The following is a 16,138-nucleotide window of genomic DNA, read 5'->3' as shown; positions in this document are numbered from 1 at the left end:
GCCTGCCGGGGCCGTGAGGAGGAGAGCGCCCGCCAGCCCGTAGGCCCAGACGAAGACCCGGCCGTAGCCGTCGGCGCGCTTGGCGGCGATGTTCCACGCGGCGTGGAAGACCGCAGCCAGGAGGACGAGGCCGAGGACTCCCGCGCTCATCGGCGTCCCCCGGGGCCTGTGGCCGGCCGCGGCGGGGGCTGCTTCGAGCGGGTCACGGCGTCATGCTGTCACACCCCGAGCCGGACCGGGCCCTAACCAAATCGTGATACACGCCACATCTTTTCGGTTTTGGGAGGTCTGTCCGCCGCGGAGGAGTGGGCTGTGCGCGAGCGCTAAAAAGTACGGAAAGTTACATGTAACTAGTGATGCTGTGTACAACCCTGCATCCGATTGTTGTGCAGCTCACATTTCGCGGTTAGCTTTCTCCAGGAGATCGCACAGCGCGACGGCCATCCCGCAGCGCCGCGATCCCCGCCCGTCGATCCGCTGCGCTGCACCGCATGGATCGCGACGGGGTGCGTCAGGGTCGACGACCGGCCGGCGCGCTCGGCCGCGGTCCGCGGCGGACCTCACTAGACATAGGAGTCTTCTTTGATGTCATTCTCGGCTATCAGACACGGCCTTTCGTCGCGCGTGTCATGGCTGCAGCTGCTGGGCCTCGTGCTCGTGCCGATCGTGGTGGCGGGCGGCTTCGCGCTGGCCGCCTTCAACGCGAACGGCCGGCTCCACCAGGTGCGCGCAGCCATCGTCAACAGCGACCGCACGGTCCGCGTGGACGGGGAGGACGTGAACCTGGGCAAGGAGCTCAGCGACGGTCTGCTCGGCACCAAGGAATCGAACTTCTCGTGGGAGGTCGTCGAGGACCCAGCGCAGGCGAACAAGGGCCTGAGCAGCGGCGAGTACGCCGCCACGATCGACATCCCCGAGTCCTTCACGGCGGATGCGACCTCGTTCTCCGGCAAACCCAACGACGCGAACTCCGCGCAGATCGACGTCAAGACCTCCGAGGTGGGGCCCCTGACCGACGCGATCGTCGGCCAGGCCATCGCGAAGACCGCCACGGGCAAGCTCAACAAGGGCGTGACGGAGAAGTACCTCAACAAGCTCTACCTGGGCTTCGGGAAGCTGGGCAAGGGCCTCGAGAAGGGCTCCGACGCCGCGGGCCAGATCCACGACGGCAGCCAGCAGCTCACCGATGGGCTGGGCACCGCGAAGGACGGCACCGCGCAGCTGCGCGAGGGCCTGGGCAAGCTGTCGTCCAACAGCGGTGACCTGCGCGACGGCTCGGAGCAGCTCGCCGACGGCGCCGGCACGGCCGCGAAGGGCGCCGATACGCTCTCCGGCGGCGCCTCGCAGCTCTCCAGCGGAGCCGGGCGCCTCGCCACCGGGCTCGGCACCATGCGCGAGAAGACGAAGGACATGCCCTCGAAGGTCGAGCAGCTCGACGACGGCGCCGGCAAGGTCGCCGATGGCGCGGGCGAGCTCGGCAAGGGCGCGAACACCCTGGGCGACGGACTCGACAAGATCGACGACGGGGCGGGCCAGCTCGAGGACGGCACGAAGCAGGTCGACGACGGAGCGGGGAAGCTCGCCGACGGCTCGAAGAAGCTCGACGACGGCGTCGGCCAGCTGCAGGACAAGTCCAAGCAGCTGAAGGAGGGCATCGACAAGTACACGAACGGCGTCGACCAGTTCCGCACCGCGATCACCGCGGCGCCCGGCGCGAAGAGCGGCCTCGACCAGCTCAAGGACGGCAGTGAGCAGCTCGTCGACGGCAGCGGCCGGCTCAAGCAGGGCGGCAGCGACCTGTCGAAGGGCGCGCAGAGCCTCGAGGACGGCATCGACAAGGCCAGCAGCACGCTGGGCTCCAGCAGGGCACAGCTCAAGCTGGCAGTGGGAGTGCGCGCAGCGCCCGAGAAGATCCGTCAGCAGTTCTGCGAACCCGCTGGGGTGAAGATCGACAGCGAAGACTGCTACACCGTCCTCAAGGGCGTCATCGGCGGCCTCACCGCTGCCAAGCAAGGCCTCGACGACACGAAGAACGAACAGGGCGAGACGCTCAAGAGCGGTGCGCACAAGCTGACGAAGGGCGCGGGCGATCTGTCCGACGGCGCGGGTGACCTCAACACCGGCGCCAAGAAGCTCGACGCGGGCATCGGGACGCTGCGCGACGGCTTCAAGGTGGCCGCGGACCCTGCCGGCGAGCTGGCCAAGGGCGGCGAGCAGCTGCGCGACGCCGGCGTCCAGGCGGTCGACGGCTCGAACAAGCTGCGCGCGGGCTCCAAGCAGGTGTCCGAGGGCGCCGGCAAGCTGGCGGACAGCACCCCCAAGCTGGCCAAGGGCGCGAAGACGCTGCACACGGCGACGGGCACCGCGGCGGCCGGAGCGCGCAAGCTCTCCGACGGCGGCACCAAGCTCTCCGACGGCGCGGAGAAGGTCCACGCCGGCACGACGACGCTGAACAAGGCCGTCCCGGCGCTCGTCGACGGCCTCAAGCAGGCCGACGACGGCGCTGGCAAGCTCGACGAGGGCGGGACGAAGCTCGCGAAGGGCGCCGGCACGCTGGCCGCCGGCAACCGCAAGCTCGCCGATGGCGCGACGAAGCTCAACGACGGCATCGGGCGCTACACCGACGGTGTCGCGCAGGCCGAGACGGGCTCCGTGAAGCTCCACGACGGCGCCGTGCGGCTCTCCGACGGCTCGCAGAAGCTCACGGACGGCTCGGGCAAGCTGCAGACCGCCCTGGCCAAGGGCTCCGACCAGGCGCCCAACTACACGGCGCCCATGCGCGAGCGCATGAAGTCCGTGGCGGCCGAGCCCGTGACGACGCCCGCGAGCACCTCGCTCGTGTCGAACATCGCGGCGATCGCGCTCATCGTGGTGCTCTCCCTGTGGATCGGCGGCCTGGCCACGTACCTCGTGGTGCACCCGATGGACCCGAAGCTCGTGCACTCGGGCGCCCGCACGGCGCGCGTGTACCTCAGGGCGATCATCCCCGGTGCGATCGTGGCGGTGGTCCAGGGCCTCATCATGGGCATCGTGGGGATGCTCGCGTGGAAGACGGGGCTGGCGGACTCGTCCGCGCTCCTCGTCTTCGCGATCCTCTCCGCGCTCATGTTCGCCGCGGTCAACCACGCGCTCGTGTCGCTGTTCGGCGGCTTCGGGCGAGTGATCTCCGTGCTGTTCGTGGTCCTCGCGGTGGCGGCGAAGCTTATGCCCGCCATGCCGCCGGCCCTCGAGGCGATCAGGCCGCTGGTGCCCCTGAGCCCCGTGTTCGACGGGCTCACGGCACTGGCCAGCGGCGGCTCCGGCTTCACGGCGGCGTTCCTCGCGGTGCTCGCCTGGATGGTCCTGGGCGTTGCGGCCTCGTTCGGCGGGATCCTCCTGCGCCGGCACAGCCCGTTCGCCGGGCGCGTGCACAAGCAGCCGGAGGCGATCTACTGAGCGGTGCTGGCTGAGCGGCCAGCGCTCATGCGAGGGGCCCACGACCGCCGGTCGGGGGCCCCTCGCATGCCCGTGCCCCACGCGGCGCGCGGGCCGCGGGCGCGGCTCACAGCTTCACGACGACCGTCTTCGTCTGCGTGTACTCCGCGAATGCCTCGATCGACTTCTCGCGGCCGTAGCCGGACTTCTTGAACCCGCCGAACGGCAGCTCCACTCCCCCGCCCGCACCGTAGGTGTTGACGAAGACCTGGCCGGCCTCGATTGCCGCGGCCATGCGGTGCGCGCGCCCCAGGCTCTGCGTCCACACGGCCGAGACCAGGCCGTAGTCCGTGCCGTTGGCCAGTGCGACCGCCTCGTCGTCGGAGTCGAACTCCGTGGCCACCACGACGGGCCCGAACACCTCCTCGCGGGCGATCTCATCATCGGGCGACACCCCGTCGACCAGGGTCGGGGCGAAGAACGCCCCGCCGGCCAGCGCCTCGGGCAGGCCATCCGGGGAGCGCCCGCCAGCCACCACCTCGCCCGCGGTGAGGCGGTCGAGGAAGCCGGTGACCCGTTCGAGCTGCTTGGCTGAGACGAGCGGGCCCAGATCCGGGTCGTCGACCCCGCGGCCGATCGCCACGCGCCCGAACGCCGCGGCCATCTTCTCCACGACCTCGGCGCGGACGGCGCGGTGGACGAGGAGGCGCGAGCCGGCGGAGCAGGTCTGCCCAGCGTTCTGGATGATCGAGCGCACGAGGCTGGGCACCGCGGCGTCGATGTCCGCGTCCGCGAAGACGACGTTGGCGGACTTGCCGCCCAGCTCCAGCACGGTGGGGATGACGCGGTCGGCCGCCGCGTGCGCGATCTTCGAGCCCGTGGCGGTCGAGCCGACGAAGCCCAGGTGCGCGATGCCGGGGTGGTGGGCAAGGGCGTCCCCGGCCTCGGCCCCCAACCCGGTGATGACGTTGAACGCGCCGGCCGGGAACCCGGCCTCGTGGATGAGCTCGGCCAGGGCCACGGTGCTGCGCGGGGTTTCGTCCGCCGGCTTGGCCACGGCGCAGTTGCCGGTGGCCAGCGAGGTGGCGGCCGCCCGGCCGACGAGCTGGAGGGGATAGTTCCACGCGACGATGTGGCCGGTCACCCCGTAGGGCTCGCGGCGGGTGTAGACGTGCATGTCCCCGCCCAGCGGGATCGTGGAGCCGTAGAAGGACTCGATCGTGTGGCCGTAGAATTCGAAGTAGCGGGCGCACACGTCCACGTCCGCGTAGGCCTGGGCCAGCGGCTTGCCGGTGTCCTCGCTTTCGAGGCGGGCCAGGGTCTCGCGATCGCGGCGGATGAGGCCCGCGGCGGCGACGAGCAGCCGCGAGCGCTCCTCGGGCGAGGTCCGCGCCCAGCCCCGCTGGGCCGCGGCGGCCGCGGTGACCGCCTCGTCGACCTCGGCGGCGCCGCCCCGGGCCACCTGGCATAGCTCGGCGCCGGTGGCGGGGTCGATGTTCGGGTAGGTCTGCAGGGACGGCACGTGCCGCCCGGCGATGAAGGACGTCGTCTGCTTCGTCTGTGCGCTCATGGGCCCATTGTCCATGCGCACCCGCGCGCGGCAGGGCGCCCCGCATGCTGGGATGGGCAGCGCTGGAACCGGCGGCGCTGAGCACTGGGCGCCGGCCAGCCCTGCGCGAGCGGGGCGTTCACACCCCCCGCGGGAAGGCGCACCTGACCCTCCCCGGTCAGTGCGCCTGGCCCTCCGCGGACGGGTCCTGCGCCTCCGGGGCCACGTCCTGCGCCTCGGCCGGCGCATGGGGCACCGCGGTCTGGGCGTCCGCGCCCTCCAGGGGGAACAGCGGCAGGAACCCGCTGAGGTCCGAGCGCACCCCGGACGCCTCCACCGCATGGGCCGCCAGCGCGGCGGTGAAGCCCAGCCGCCCGGTGGCGAGCTCGAGCCACGCCTGGGGCCTGGCCTCGACCACCGTGGGCGGTGTGCCGCGGGTGTGGCGCGGGCCGGGGATGCACTGCGCCACCCCGAACGGGGGCACGCGCACCTCCACGGCATTGCCCGGATGGCGGGCCGCCAGCTCCTCGAGGCAGTAGCGCACGGCCGTCGCCTCGGTCTGCCGATCGACGGCCGCGGCTCCGGAGTCGTGGGCCGCGCTCCACGCCTCGAGCGCGCGCTCGCCGGCCTCGCGTGAAATCCTGCGCCGCGTGCTCACGAGCGCTCCCCCTCCTGGCCGCTCCCCGGCTCCCCGGAGCCGGCCGCATCCGCCGCGCGCCGGCCGGCCCATTCGCGCAGGGCCGCGACCACCGCCTCGCCGGCCACCAGGGTGCCCACGATCGCCGTGGAGCCGTCGGCGCGCGTGCCGCCGGTGACGGGGGGCGTGACGTCGTCGAGGATGGGCAGCACGTCCGCGGCATCGAGCGCGCCCACCGCGACGAGGAGCTCGAGGGCGGTGAACATCGTGGGCCGGGAGGAGCCGTCGAGGCACTTGACGGCCACCGCCCAGCCGGTCGGGGTGGCGATGACGCACACGCCCTCCGCCCCGCTCTTGGCGAGCACGCCCAGCTCCTCGATGGCCAGCGTGTTCGGCTGCCCGTGGCCCTCGATGGCCCAGGGGCTGCGCTGGATCGCGTCCATGAGCGTCCGGGCCTCCGGGGTGCTGCCCGCGGCGACCGCGCCGATGCCGCGCGCCAGCCCGGTGAGCGAGAGCGCGTGGACGGGCGCACCGCAGCCGTCGACGCCCACGGCCGCGGAGCGCTCGCCGCAGTAGTGCTTGATGACCTGGCCCACGCGCCGCTGGATCGCGGACTCGGGGTCCAGGTAGTCCCCGGTGGGCTCGCCGGCGAGCTTCTGGGCCATGAGGAACGCCGCGTGCTTGCCCGAGCAGTTGAAGTACAGCGGGGAGGTGGCCCGCCCGCCCGAGCGCACGGCCACGAGGTTGTCCGGATCCGCCGGCTGCACGGACGGGCACTGGAGGTCGCGTTCGCCCACGTGGACGGAGGCGAGCATCCGCTCGACCACCTCCACGTGCTCGGCCTCCGCGCGGTGCGAGGCGGACGCCAGCACCGCCGCGTCCCCGGACAGCGGCGCCCCCAACTCCATGCAGGCGATCGCCTGCAGCGGCTTGAGGCACGAGCGGGTGAAGACCGGCTCGCCCGGTGCGCCCAGCTCGACGACGGGCGCGCCCGACGGGTCGACGACGACCGCCGAGCCCAGGTGCCGCGACTCGATGAAGCCCGAGCGCTCGACGACGGCGAGCTCCACCGCCTGGCCGGCATCGAAGGTCGCCCTCGCCCGCGGCGGGTCGCCGTCGGCCGCCGAGGGGGCGGTCGAGCGGGGGGCGGGCGCGCCGCCCGGTGCCGTACCGGGGGCCTGGGCGGGCGTGGTCTCAGGGCTTTCGCTCATGCGCTTACCCTACGGCCGCACGGCCGCCCGGGCACCCGCACCGGGGGCAAACCCCACCGCAGGACCGCGGCTGGCACCCTGGCCCGGGCGCACGGGGCCGCCCTAACGTGGAACCGCACACAGGACGACCCAGCAGAGCACCGCAGACCCCCAGAAAGGCAGCCACCGCCATGTCCGCACCCAGCCCGGCACCCACCGCCCACGCCGACTTCGCCGCCCACGCCGCTCCGGACGGCGGCGCGGGCTCCGAACCCGTCCGCACGTGCGGGATCGCCAGCCTCGTGCTGGGGATCTGCTCGCTGCTGTCGGGCTGGACGTTCTTCGTGCCGCTCATCGGCGTGTGGCTGGGCATCCGCTCGCGCCGCCGCGAGCCCGCCGGGCGCACGGTCGCCAACTGGGGCCTCGTGCTCAACGGCATCTGCCTGGCCCTGTGGGCGGTCCTCGTCGTCATCGTGCTCGTGCTGGCGCTCACGAGCGCGGGCTTCGCCCTGGCCTTGCCTTCCGCCGGCTGAGTCCCCGGTGGTGAGCGAGGCCGGGGCACCGGCCCGGACCTGCTACGCGGGGGCAGGGCGCAGGCAGCGGCCGGAGCGCGCGCGACGGGACGCGGCCGCTCTCCGCGAACAGCGGCCGAGCGCTCAGCCCTCGGGGTTGCGCTGCGCGATGGCGGACGCGAGCACGGTGGCGAACGCGCACCAGGCCGGATAGGGGGCGAGCGCCGCGCCGGCGGCCGGGGACTCCTTGCCGATCCGCACGGCCAGCTCGACGGCGGAGGCCGCCAGCAGTGCCGCCTCGGCGGCGGAGAGCGCACGGGCCTCCACCTGCCAGAACAGGTAGGACCACGCGGCGTTGAGGCCCATGTTGACCACGAGCGAGCGGAGGATCCTGCGGCGCTTGGCCTTCGTCTTCGCCTTCGACATGCCCACGGCCGAGGTGACCGCCGTGAGGGCGAACAGGCCGGTCCAGGCGATCGGGAAGACCTTCCGCGGCGGGGCGAAGGCCGGCAGCTCAAGGCGCTCGTAGAGTCCGACCTTGGGCATCGTCGCCTTCGTCCCCGCCCACGCCGCGGCCGCGACGATCGAGGAGGTCAGTGCGAGCCGGCCCATGGCGGCCGCGAGCGACGGGGCGGTGTCTGCCTGCTGCGTGTAGGTTCCCATGGACCGAGCCTACGCTCGCCCGGCCCGCCGGCGCAGCCCAGCCACTCGGCGGGTCCGATCAGTAGACTGGCGGACGTGAAGGTCCTCGTGATCGGGTCGGGCGCCCGCGAACACGCCCTCGTCGCCGCTCTCTCCCGCGATCCCCAGGTGGAGGCGGTCATCGCCGCCCCCGGCAACCCGGGCATCGGGCGCATGTGCGAGACGCGCCCCGTCGACGCCACGGATTCCGCGGCGGTCGTCGACCTCGCCGAGGAGCTCGACGCCGACCTCGTCGTCGTGGGCCCGGAGGCGCCCCTGGTCGCCGGGGTCGCCGACGCGCTGCGCCAGGCGTCCTTCCCGGTCTTCGGCCCCGGTCAGGAGGCCGCGACCCTCGAGGGCTCGAAGGCGTTCGCGAAGGAGGTCATGGCCGCTGCCGGCGTGCCCACGGCCGCCGCGGTGCCCGCCGCCACGGAGGGCGAGGCGCAGGCCGCGCTCGATCGCTTCGGCGCCCCCTACGTCGTCAAGGCCGATGGGCTGGCCGCAGGCAAGGGCGTCGTCGTCACCGACGACTTCGACGCGGCGCTCACCCACGCCACGTCCTGCCTGGCGGTCTCCGACCGGGTCGTCATCGAGGACTACCTCGACGGCCCGGAGGTCTCCCTCTTCGTCCTCTGCGACGGCACTACCGCGCTCCCGCTCGAGCCCGCCCAGGACTTCAAGCGAATCAGCGACGGCGACTCCGGCCCCAACACGGGCGGGATGGGCGCGTATTCGCCGCTGCCGTGGGCGCCGCCCGGCATGGTCGACGAGATCGTCGCGACCGTCGCGCAGCCGGTGGTCGACGAGATGGCCCGCCGCGGCTCCCCGTTCACGGGCCTCCTGTACTGCGGGCTGGCGCTCACGCGCAACGGCATCGAGGTCGTCGAGTTCAACGTGCGCTTCGGCGACCCGGAGACCCAGGCCGTGCTCGCGCGGCTGCGCTCCCCCCTGGCCCAGACCCTGCTCGCCGCGGCCGAGGGGCGCCTCGCCCAGGTGCCCGCGCTCGAGTGGGATCCCCGCTCGGCCGTCGCCGTCGTGCTGGCGGCCCACGGCTACCCGGAGGCGCCGCGCACCGGTGACCCGATCTCCGGCCTCGAGGAGGCCAGTGCGCTCGCCGACACCCTGGTCCTCCACGCCGGGACAACGACCTCCGCTCAGGGCGAGACCCTCACCGGCGGCGGCCGGGTGCTCTCCGTCGTCGCCCTGGGCGAGGACCTGGACGCCGCGCGCGCCCGCGCCTACGAGGCCGTGGAGCTCATCGGCTTCGACGGCGAGCAGCACCGCGGCGACATCGCCCTGACCGCGGCGCAGGGCCGCGTCACTGTGCCGGTGCGCACCGGCGCGCAGGGCTGACCCGGGCCCGCGCCTCGGGGGCGGTGCCCGGCCGAGCCGCGCGCGGCGGGCCCAGGCGGCCGTAGACTGGAGCCCCTTCCGCGGCAGCACGGCGCCCGGCGCCGCCGCACCGCTCCTCCCCTGCACAGAAAGGTGCGGCCATGAGCGACTCACTGGACCTGCCCGGCTGGACCCACGCGTACTCCGGCAAGGTGCGCGACATCTACGTGCCCGCGGGGACGCCCGGACCTGACGGCGGTGCGCAGCTGGCCCAGGCCGAGCGCATGCTCATGGTCGCCTCGGACCGGATCTCCGCCTTCGACTTCGTGCTGAGCACGCCGATCCCGGACAAGGGCGCCATCCTCACGGGCCTGTCGCTGTGGTGGTTCGACCAGCTGGCCGACGTCGTGGGCAACCACGTCCTCGACCTCGACGTGCCGCAGGCGGTGGCCGGCCGGGCGATGATCTGCCGCCCGCTGGACATGTTCCCCCTCGAGTGCGTGGCCCGCGGCTACCTCACCGGCTCCGGGCTCGTGGACTACCGCCGCAACGGCAGCGTGTGCGGTGTGCGGCTGCCCGCGGGCCTGGCCGACGCGGACCGGCTGGAGCCGGCCATCTTCACGCCGGCGACCAAGGCGCAGCTGGGCGATCACGACGAGAACATCAGCTTCGAGAAGGCCACCGACGTGGTGGGCCGCGCGGACGCCGAGGAGCTGCGCGACCTCACGCTGCGGCTCTATACGCGCGCCGAGGAGATCGCCCGAGAGCGCGGGATCATCGTCGCGGACACGAAGTTCGAGTTCGGCCGCGGCCCGCAGGGCCAGATCCTGCTGGGCGACGAGGTCCTCACGCCGGACTCCTCGCGCTTCTGGGATGCGGCCGCCTACCGTCCCGGCGAATCGCAGGCGAGCTTCGACAAGCAGTTCGTGCGCGACTGGCTGACGGGCCCGGACTCCGGTTGGGACCGCGAGTCCGGGGAGCAGCCGCCGGCCCTGCCCGCCGAGGTGGTCGAGCGGACCCGCGAGCGGTATGCGTCCGCCTTCGAGCGGATCACGGGCGCGGCCTTCCCGGGGGCCTGAGCGCCCGCCGGAGCGGCCCGTCCGCGTGGTGCCGATCACACTCTGGACAAACCCTCCCCATCGGCTGTGAATGAGCTTAGGCTTACCTTGTACGCACCCCCGCACCTTCCCTCTTCGGCTGGACGCGCCCACCCCGCCTCCACAGCCGAAAGGACCGATAATGCACGTTCGCTCCCGCCTGCCGCGCTGCGCGGCAGGCGCCCTCGCGGCCGCCTGCGCGGCCGCCCTCCTGGGCCCGGTGACCGCAGCCCCCGCCGCGGCCGAGACCTCCCCCTCCGGAGACGACGGCTCGTACGCCTTCGCCGACACGACCCCCAAGGAGAAGGACGCCCACAGCGGCGACCTGAGCATCTACCACTTCGACGGCTCGTACTCCGAGCCCATCACCTACGCCGGCCGCTCCATGCAGGCCGTGACGGACAAGAAGGACGGCTCCGTCTCCGTCGAGCTCATCAACGCCCGCGCCGGCACGAAGGACTCGGCGGTCGACCTGTCGCAGCAGATGGACACGTTCGTCTCCGGGTCGAAGTTCAACGACGACAAGCAGCACCTGCACGTGGTCGCGCTGGGCACGAAGGGCGGCAAGGCCGTGCTCGTCGAGGCCACGAGCTCGGGCAGCAACACGTTCGCGGACACGACGGTCACGACCGAGACACCCGAGGCGCTCGACGTCTCCCGGCTCGTCGCGCTCGGCCCCGCCTCCACCGGCCTGCTCGCCATCGAGCGCGACGGCGACGGCTACACCGCCCGCAAGCTCGACTACGGACTGAAGTCCAAGGGCGACCGGGTCGCCCTCCCGCTGCACGGGCCCAAGGACGTCTTCACGATCGACTCGAGCAACGGCAACGTCGTCGCGCTCACCGGCGGCACGATGGAGACGGTCTCCTACTACGACACCTCGAAGGCCGACTCCGCCTCCGTCCCGGAGCTGGGCTCGTCCTCCCACGTGCTGGGCACCGGCGGCTCCTACACGATCGCCGACGACGACGGCACGATCGCCACGCTGTCCACCGGCTACATGGAGGCCCCGAAGGTGGAGAGCAAGATCCAGGCGAAGCGCGGCGTGTCCGGGCTCGCCCAGGTGTCCACGGCGCAGGAGCTCCAGGTGCTGTCGCAGGACGGCCACTTCATCCAGCGCTACGGCACGGACGGGACGCCGCGCGACACGGTCTCCCTCACCGGCGTCACCGCGGTGCCCGACTCGCTCATCGCCTCGGCGGGCTGGGGCACGGAATCATCGTTCCTCGCCACGGTCGGGACGCAGAACTACCGCTACCAGACCGGCGTCGTCCGCGCACCGGAGCTGAGCAACGTGGGCGAGCTCCACGCGGAGAAGCGCGGCGACCCCATGGACCTCAGCTTGGCGGGGCGCGGCACGGGCAACATCGCCTACGGCTGGCAGTACAGCCAGGACGGCGGCAAGCACTGGGCCGACCGCGGCGCGAAGTGGGACACCGCCGAGCCGGACGCCGGCACCGTGCGCAAGCCCCACGCGGCGCTCAATGAGCCGATGGACGGGGTGGCCCCGTACTTCAGCCAGCGAGTCCGCGCAGCCGGCCAAGGCGACACGACGTTCTCCCGCTGGGAGGGCTCCGTGGGCATCCCCGCCGAGCAGTACGACGCGCTGTGGCGGGTGCGGGCGAGCAACGACCTGGGCACGACGGTGAGCGAGGGCAAGCCGGTGACCCTCACCGACGGCCAGGATGCGATCGCCCCCACCGTCAAGCGCGACCCGGAGAGCGCGGCCGCGCTCGTGGGCGAGCGCGTCGACCTCTACACCGCGGCGAACGGCAAGCCGGAGCCCACCGTGAAGTGGCAGCGCTCCGGCGACAACGGCGCCACCTGGACCGACATCGACGGTGCGACCGATACGACGTACTCGTTCACCGCCGCACAGGGCGATGACAAGGCGCAGTTCCGGTCCGTGTTCGCCAACGCCGCCGGGCATGCCGAGTCCAAGGCCGCGACGCTGACCGTCACGACCCATCCCGACCGCAAGCCCCTGGGCACCGCGCCCGCCGGCGCCGCGCGCGCCGACGGCGCCGTCTTCGACTACGACCTGAGCGAATACGCCCACGACTGGCGGCGCGAGACGGTGGGCTCCGATGTGGAGCTCGGCGCGAAGGAGGGCTACCGGTTCTCCCACGCCCAGGGCTGGTACGACCCGAAGACGAAGGCCGCCCAGTTCACGTGGGGCAGCGTCGCGAAGTACCGCCCCTACGGGGGCATGATGGGCCTGCACGTGTCCATCGCCAACCCGTACCTGGCCGTGGGCGAGGACGGCCGCGCCACCCTCACCGCGGACGTCGCCTGGAGCAACGGGGGCTCCATGGAGGGCGGCCGGCCGGCGGAGAGCGACGGCTTCAAGCGGGTCATCATCGCGACGTTCGCGAAGACGTCGGTGGTCCCGGACGGCGACCACGTGACCGTCACGGCCACCCCGGAGTGGAAGGGCCGCGCGTACACGGCCCCGGACCTGGGCAACGCCGAGGAGCACGAGGAGAGCTTCCCCGCCTCGCTCATCGACTACATGGACCAGGGCCTGCGCGCCTGGTTCTACAGCACCGGCAACAGCCGCGATCCGGAGAAGGCCGGGCGTCCGATCACGGTCACCTTCCCCGTCTCCAGCGACCGGCCCGAGGCGAACGGCCCGGCCGTGGATCCCCATGACCCGCTGGGCGACGGCAAGAACCCGTTCACCCCGGGCACGGACCCGACGCCCACGGCCACGGCGACGGCGACCGAGCCGACGCAGACACCCGGCCCCCCGGAGACGACGACGCCCACCCAGACGGCAGCCCCCACCCAGACCGCGGCGCCCACCACGAGCGCCCCGAGCCCCACGACGGGTGCTCCGAGCCCCACCGCGACCGGCGACCCCACTGCGGGGCCGACGGACGACGCCACGGCGCCCGCCCCGCCCGCGGACTCGGGCGATCGCCTGCCCGCGGACAAGAAGGACGCGATCACGGGCGTCGTGCACGATGGCACGGTGATGTTCTCCCCGGTGAACGGGGGCGAGCGGTACTACGCCTACGTCTACTCCCAGCCGCGCGGGCTGGGCTGGGCGACCGGCGCCGATGACCGCAAGGCCGCGTTCCCCCTGCCCGCGGACCTCGCTGCGGGCACCCACCGGGTGGCGCTGCTCGACGCGGACGGCGCACTGCTGAGCTGGAGCGAATTCGAGGTCACGGCGACGCCGAGCACGCCCAGCACCACGGTGAGCCCCAGCGCCTCGGCGAGCCCCAGCAGTTCGCCGCAGCCCAGCGAGACGGCGGGCCCGAGCGCCTCGGGATCCCCGAGCGCCTCGGCGACCCCGACCCGGCGCCCGAGCGCTTCGCAGGACCCGCGCCCGAGCGCGAGCCGGACGCCCGGCTCCACGTCCGAGCCGACCGCCAGCACGCACGCGCCGGGGACCCAGCCCCCGGCGCCGGGTGATGACGGCAGCGACGACGGGACCGGCGACGGGACCGGCAATGGCGACGGCGGCAGCGGTACGCTGCCGCGCACCGGCACAGAGGCCGTCGCGACCCTGGCCGCGGGCCTCGCGCTCGTGCTCCTGGGAGCCGCGGCGATGCTGCTGCCGCGCACGCGCCGACGCCGCTGAGACCGCACCGCCCCCGCACCCGAGGTGCCCCGCAGCGGCTGCTGCGGGGCACCTCGGCGCTGGGGGCCTGAGCTCTCACAGGGCAGGCCGCCCCCCTCCGCAGCCGGAGCCCGCCCGCACGCACGACCGGCCCCCGCCACACGGGCGGGGGCCGGTCGGGCGGCCGCCTGGGCCGGGCTCAGCGAGCCGTCAGATCTTCTCCCACGCGTTCGTGAGGACCTTGCGGAGGATGCCCTCCATCTCGTCGAACTCCGCCTGGCCCACCGTGAGCGGCGGCGAGAGCTGGATGACGGGGTCGCCGCGGTCGTCGGCGCGGCAGTACAGGCCCTCGTCGAACAGCGCGTTGGAGACGTAGCCCTTGAGGATGCGCTCGGACTCCTCGTCGGAGAACGACTCCTTCGTCTCCTTGTCCTTGACGAGCTCGATGCCGTAGAAGAAGCCCTCGCCGCGCACATCGCCGACGATCGGGAGGTCCTTGAGCTTCTCGAGCGTGGCGCGGAACGCCGGCCCGTTGGTCAGCACGTTCTCGTTGAGGCCCTCGCGTTCGAAGATGTCGAGGTTCTTCATCGCCACCGCGCAGGCCACGGGGTGCCCGCCGAACGTGTAGCCGTGGTAGAAGGTCTCCCCGCCCTTGCCGAACGGCTCGAAGAGCCTGTCCGAGGCGATCATGGCGCCCAGCGGCGCGTAGCCGGACGTGATGCCCTTGGCGCACGTGATGATGTCCGGCACGTAGCCGAAGTCGTTGCAGGCGAACATCGAGCCGATGCGCCCGAACGCGCAGATCGTCTCGTCGGAGACGAGGAGCACGTCGTACTCGTCGCAGATCTCGCGGACCCGCTCGAAGTAGCCGGGGGGCGGCGGGAAGCAGCCGCCGGAGTTCTGCACGGGCTCGAGGAAGACGGCCGCGACGGAATCGGGGCCCTCGAACTCGATCTGCTCGGCGATGCGGTCCGCGGCCCACTGGCCGAACGCCTTCTCATCGCCGTTGAACCGGTCGTCGACGCGGTAGAAGTTCGTGTTCGGCACCTTGTGCGCGCCGGGGACCAGCGGGGCGAACTGATTGCGCAGGCCGGGCAGCGAGGTGACGGCCAGCGCACCGTGCGGGGTGCCGTGGTAGGCGACCGCGCGGGAGATGACCTTGTGCTTCTCGCCCTTGCCCTGGATCTTGAAGTAGTTCTTCGCCAGCTTGAACGCTGACTCCACGGAGTCGCCGCCGCCGGAGGTGAAGAAGACGTGGTTGAGGTCGCCGGGCGCATAGCCCGCCAGGCGCTCGGCCAGCTCGATCGCCGGCTCGTGGGCATACGACCACAGCGGCATGAAGGCGAGCTTCTTCGACTGGTCGTAGGCGGCCTGCGCGAGCTCCTCGCGGCCGTGGCCCACCTGCACGACGAACAGGCCGGCGAGCCCGTCGAAGATCTTGCGGCCCTTGTCGTCGTAGATGTAGTGGCCCTCGCCGTGCGTGATGATCGGCGTCTCACCGCCCTCGAAGAGGTGCTGGTGATTGGCCATGTGCATCCACAGGTGATCGCGCATCGCACTCTGCTGTTCGGTCGTCATCTGGTCCCCCAGTTGTATTTCTGATTCCACAGTGTCAGGTAGGTCATGGTCTCCGTCTCCCGGACGTGCGGGATCTGGCGAATGGAGTTGAGCACGGCGAGCAGCTCGTCGTCGTCGGCGCAGACGACCTCCGCGAGGATGTCGAACGTGCCCGCAGTGACGACGACGTAGTCGACCTGCGGGATGTCTGCGACCGCATCCGCCACGGGCGTGAGCTCACCCGTGGCCTTGAGCCCGATCATCGCCTGGCGCCCGAAGCCCAGCTGCAGCGGGTTGGTGACCGCGACGATCTGCATCGCCCCGGCCTCCATGAGCTTCGCGACGCGCTGGCGCACCGCGGCCTCGGACAGGCCCACGGCGCGCCCGATCTCCGAGTAGGTGCGCCGCCCGTCGTGCTGGAGCTCCTCGATGATCCGCTTGGACTTCTGGTCAAGGTGCAGATCCGACTTCGTCAGCTGCAGCCTCCCTTCGGGCATGCGGGCCACCTCCTCGCCGAGCGGGCGTGAGCGCGCCTCGCGTTCGATCGCGGTCACGACCAGCATGAACCGCATTTTCGGTAGATACAAGTCCCTCTTGCAAC

At 72.5% G+C, this 16,138-nt stretch carries 10 protein-coding genes and 1 pseudogene; 5 read left to right on the top strand and 6 right to left on the bottom strand.

All coding sequences use genetic code 11. The features are described from left to right. Positions 1-585 precede the first annotated feature (585 nt). Positions 586-3,435, top strand: coding sequence for a YhgE/Pip domain-containing protein (locus BRM1_RS11695; protein WP_268526142.1), 2,850 nt, complete (start codon positions 586-588; stop codon positions 3,433-3,435). A gap of 106 nt (positions 3,436-3,541) precedes the next feature. Here BRM1_RS11695 and BRM1_RS11690 read toward each other — a convergent pair whose 3' ends face one another. The 3 genes and pseudogenes from BRM1_RS11690 to BRM1_RS11680 all read right to left on the bottom strand — a co-directional run bounded on the left by BRM1_RS11690 (position 3,542) and on the right by BRM1_RS11680 (position 6,811). Continuing rightward, entirely contained in the window at positions 3,542-4,984 is a 1,443-nt protein-coding gene (locus tag BRM1_RS11690) for an aldehyde dehydrogenase family protein (protein ID WP_160952265.1), read from the bottom strand. Between the two features lie 268 nt (positions 4,985-5,252). Continuing rightward, a pseudogene (locus BRM1_RS11685) lies at positions 5,253-5,621 on the bottom strand (sterol carrier family protein); the annotation flags it as partial. Beyond that, positions 5,618-6,811, bottom strand: a complete 1,194-nt coding sequence (locus BRM1_RS11680; protein WP_268526139.1) for an asparaginase — start codon at positions 6,809-6,811, stop codon at positions 5,618-5,620. The pseudogene BRM1_RS11685 and the gene BRM1_RS11680, both read right to left, overlap by 4 nt. Positions 6,812-6,981: 170 nt before the next feature. Between BRM1_RS11680 and BRM1_RS11675 the strand changes: the two genes are divergently transcribed. After that, positions 6,982-7,323: a DUF4190 domain-containing protein gene (locus tag BRM1_RS11675; protein WP_268526137.1), complete on the top strand. Its 342-nt coding sequence runs from the start codon at positions 6,982-6,984 to the stop codon at positions 7,321-7,323. A 123-nt stretch (positions 7,324-7,446) separates the two neighbouring features. Here the strand turns inward: BRM1_RS11675 and BRM1_RS11670 are convergent, their stop codons facing one another. Beyond that, positions 7,447-7,965, bottom strand: coding sequence for a TspO/MBR family protein (locus BRM1_RS11670; protein ID WP_268526135.1), 519 nt, complete (start codon positions 7,963-7,965; stop codon positions 7,447-7,449). A 75-nt stretch (positions 7,966-8,040) separates the two neighbouring features. Here BRM1_RS11670 and purD point away from each other — a divergent pair, with 75 nt between their 5' ends. The 3 genes from purD to BRM1_RS11655 all read left to right on the top strand — a co-directional run bounded on the left by purD (position 8,041) and on the right by BRM1_RS11655 (position 14,001). Then, positions 8,041-9,336 carry a phosphoribosylamine--glycine ligase gene (gene purD, locus BRM1_RS11665; RefSeq protein WP_268526133.1) on the top strand — a complete coding sequence of 432 codons (1,296 nt, stop codon included), beginning with the start codon at positions 8,041-8,043 and terminating at the stop codon, positions 9,334-9,336. A gap of 140 nt (positions 9,337-9,476) precedes the next feature. Next, positions 9,477-10,394: a phosphoribosylaminoimidazolesuccinocarboxamide synthase gene (locus tag BRM1_RS11660; protein ID WP_268526131.1), complete on the top strand. Its 918-nt coding sequence runs from the start codon at positions 9,477-9,479 to the stop codon at positions 10,392-10,394. A gap of 160 nt (positions 10,395-10,554) precedes the next feature. Beyond that, positions 10,555-14,001 carry an LPXTG cell wall anchor domain-containing protein gene (locus tag BRM1_RS11655; protein WP_268526129.1) on the top strand — a complete coding sequence of 1,149 codons (3,447 nt, stop codon included), beginning with the start codon at positions 10,555-10,557 and terminating at the stop codon, positions 13,999-14,001. Positions 14,002-14,190: 189 nt separating this feature from the next. Here the strand turns inward: BRM1_RS11655 and BRM1_RS11650 are convergent, their stop codons facing one another. Next, positions 14,191-15,558 (bottom strand): aspartate aminotransferase family protein, encoded by a 1,368-nt coding sequence (locus tag BRM1_RS11650; RefSeq protein WP_268526127.1) that lies wholly within the window; start codon positions 15,556-15,558, stop codon positions 14,191-14,193. Continuing rightward, positions 15,555-16,034, bottom strand: a complete 480-nt coding sequence (locus BRM1_RS11645) for an Lrp/AsnC family transcriptional regulator (protein WP_268529841.1) — start codon at positions 16,032-16,034, stop codon at positions 15,555-15,557. Before BRM1_RS11645 ends, BRM1_RS11650 begins: the two co-directional genes overlap by 4 nt. Positions 16,035-16,138: the final 104 nt, after the last annotated feature.

The sequence above is a fragment of the Brevibacterium sp. BRM-1 genome (genome assembly GCF_026802075.1).
Lineage (GTDB): Bacteria > Actinomycetota > Actinomycetes > Actinomycetales > Brevibacteriaceae > Brevibacterium > Brevibacterium rongguiense.
The sequence above is the reverse complement of the archived record's forward strand: the minus strand, read 5'-3'. Positions and strand labels throughout refer to the sequence as shown.

Coding starts and splice junctions, on each gene's coding strand:
- BRM1_RS11695 (WP_268526142.1), top strand. CDS start 586: ATGTCATTCTCGGCTATCAGACACGGCCTTTCGTCGCGCGTGTCATGG.
- BRM1_RS11650 (WP_268526127.1), bottom strand. CDS start 15,558: ATGACGACCGAACAGCAGAGTGCGATGCGCGATCACCTGTGGATGCAC.
- BRM1_RS11655 (WP_268526129.1), top strand. CDS start 10,555: ATGCACGTTCGCTCCCGCCTGCCGCGCTGCGCGGCAGGCGCCCTCGCG.
- BRM1_RS11680 (WP_268526139.1), bottom strand. CDS start 6,811: ATGAGCGAAAGCCCTGAGACCACGCCCGCCCAGGCCCCCGGTACGGCA.
- BRM1_RS11675 (WP_268526137.1), top strand. CDS start 6,982: ATGTCCGCACCCAGCCCGGCACCCACCGCCCACGCCGACTTCGCCGCC.
- BRM1_RS11670 (WP_268526135.1), bottom strand. CDS start 7,965: ATGGGAACCTACACGCAGCAGGCAGACACCGCCCCGTCGCTCGCGGCC.
- BRM1_RS11645 (WP_268529841.1), bottom strand. CDS start 16,034: ATGCCCGAAGGGAGGCTGCAGCTGACGAAGTCGGATCTGCACCTTGAC.
- BRM1_RS11690 (WP_160952265.1), bottom strand. CDS start 4,984: ATGAGCGCACAGACGAAGCAGACGACGTCCTTCATCGCCGGGCGGCAC.
- BRM1_RS11660 (WP_268526131.1), top strand. CDS start 9,477: ATGAGCGACTCACTGGACCTGCCCGGCTGGACCCACGCGTACTCCGGC.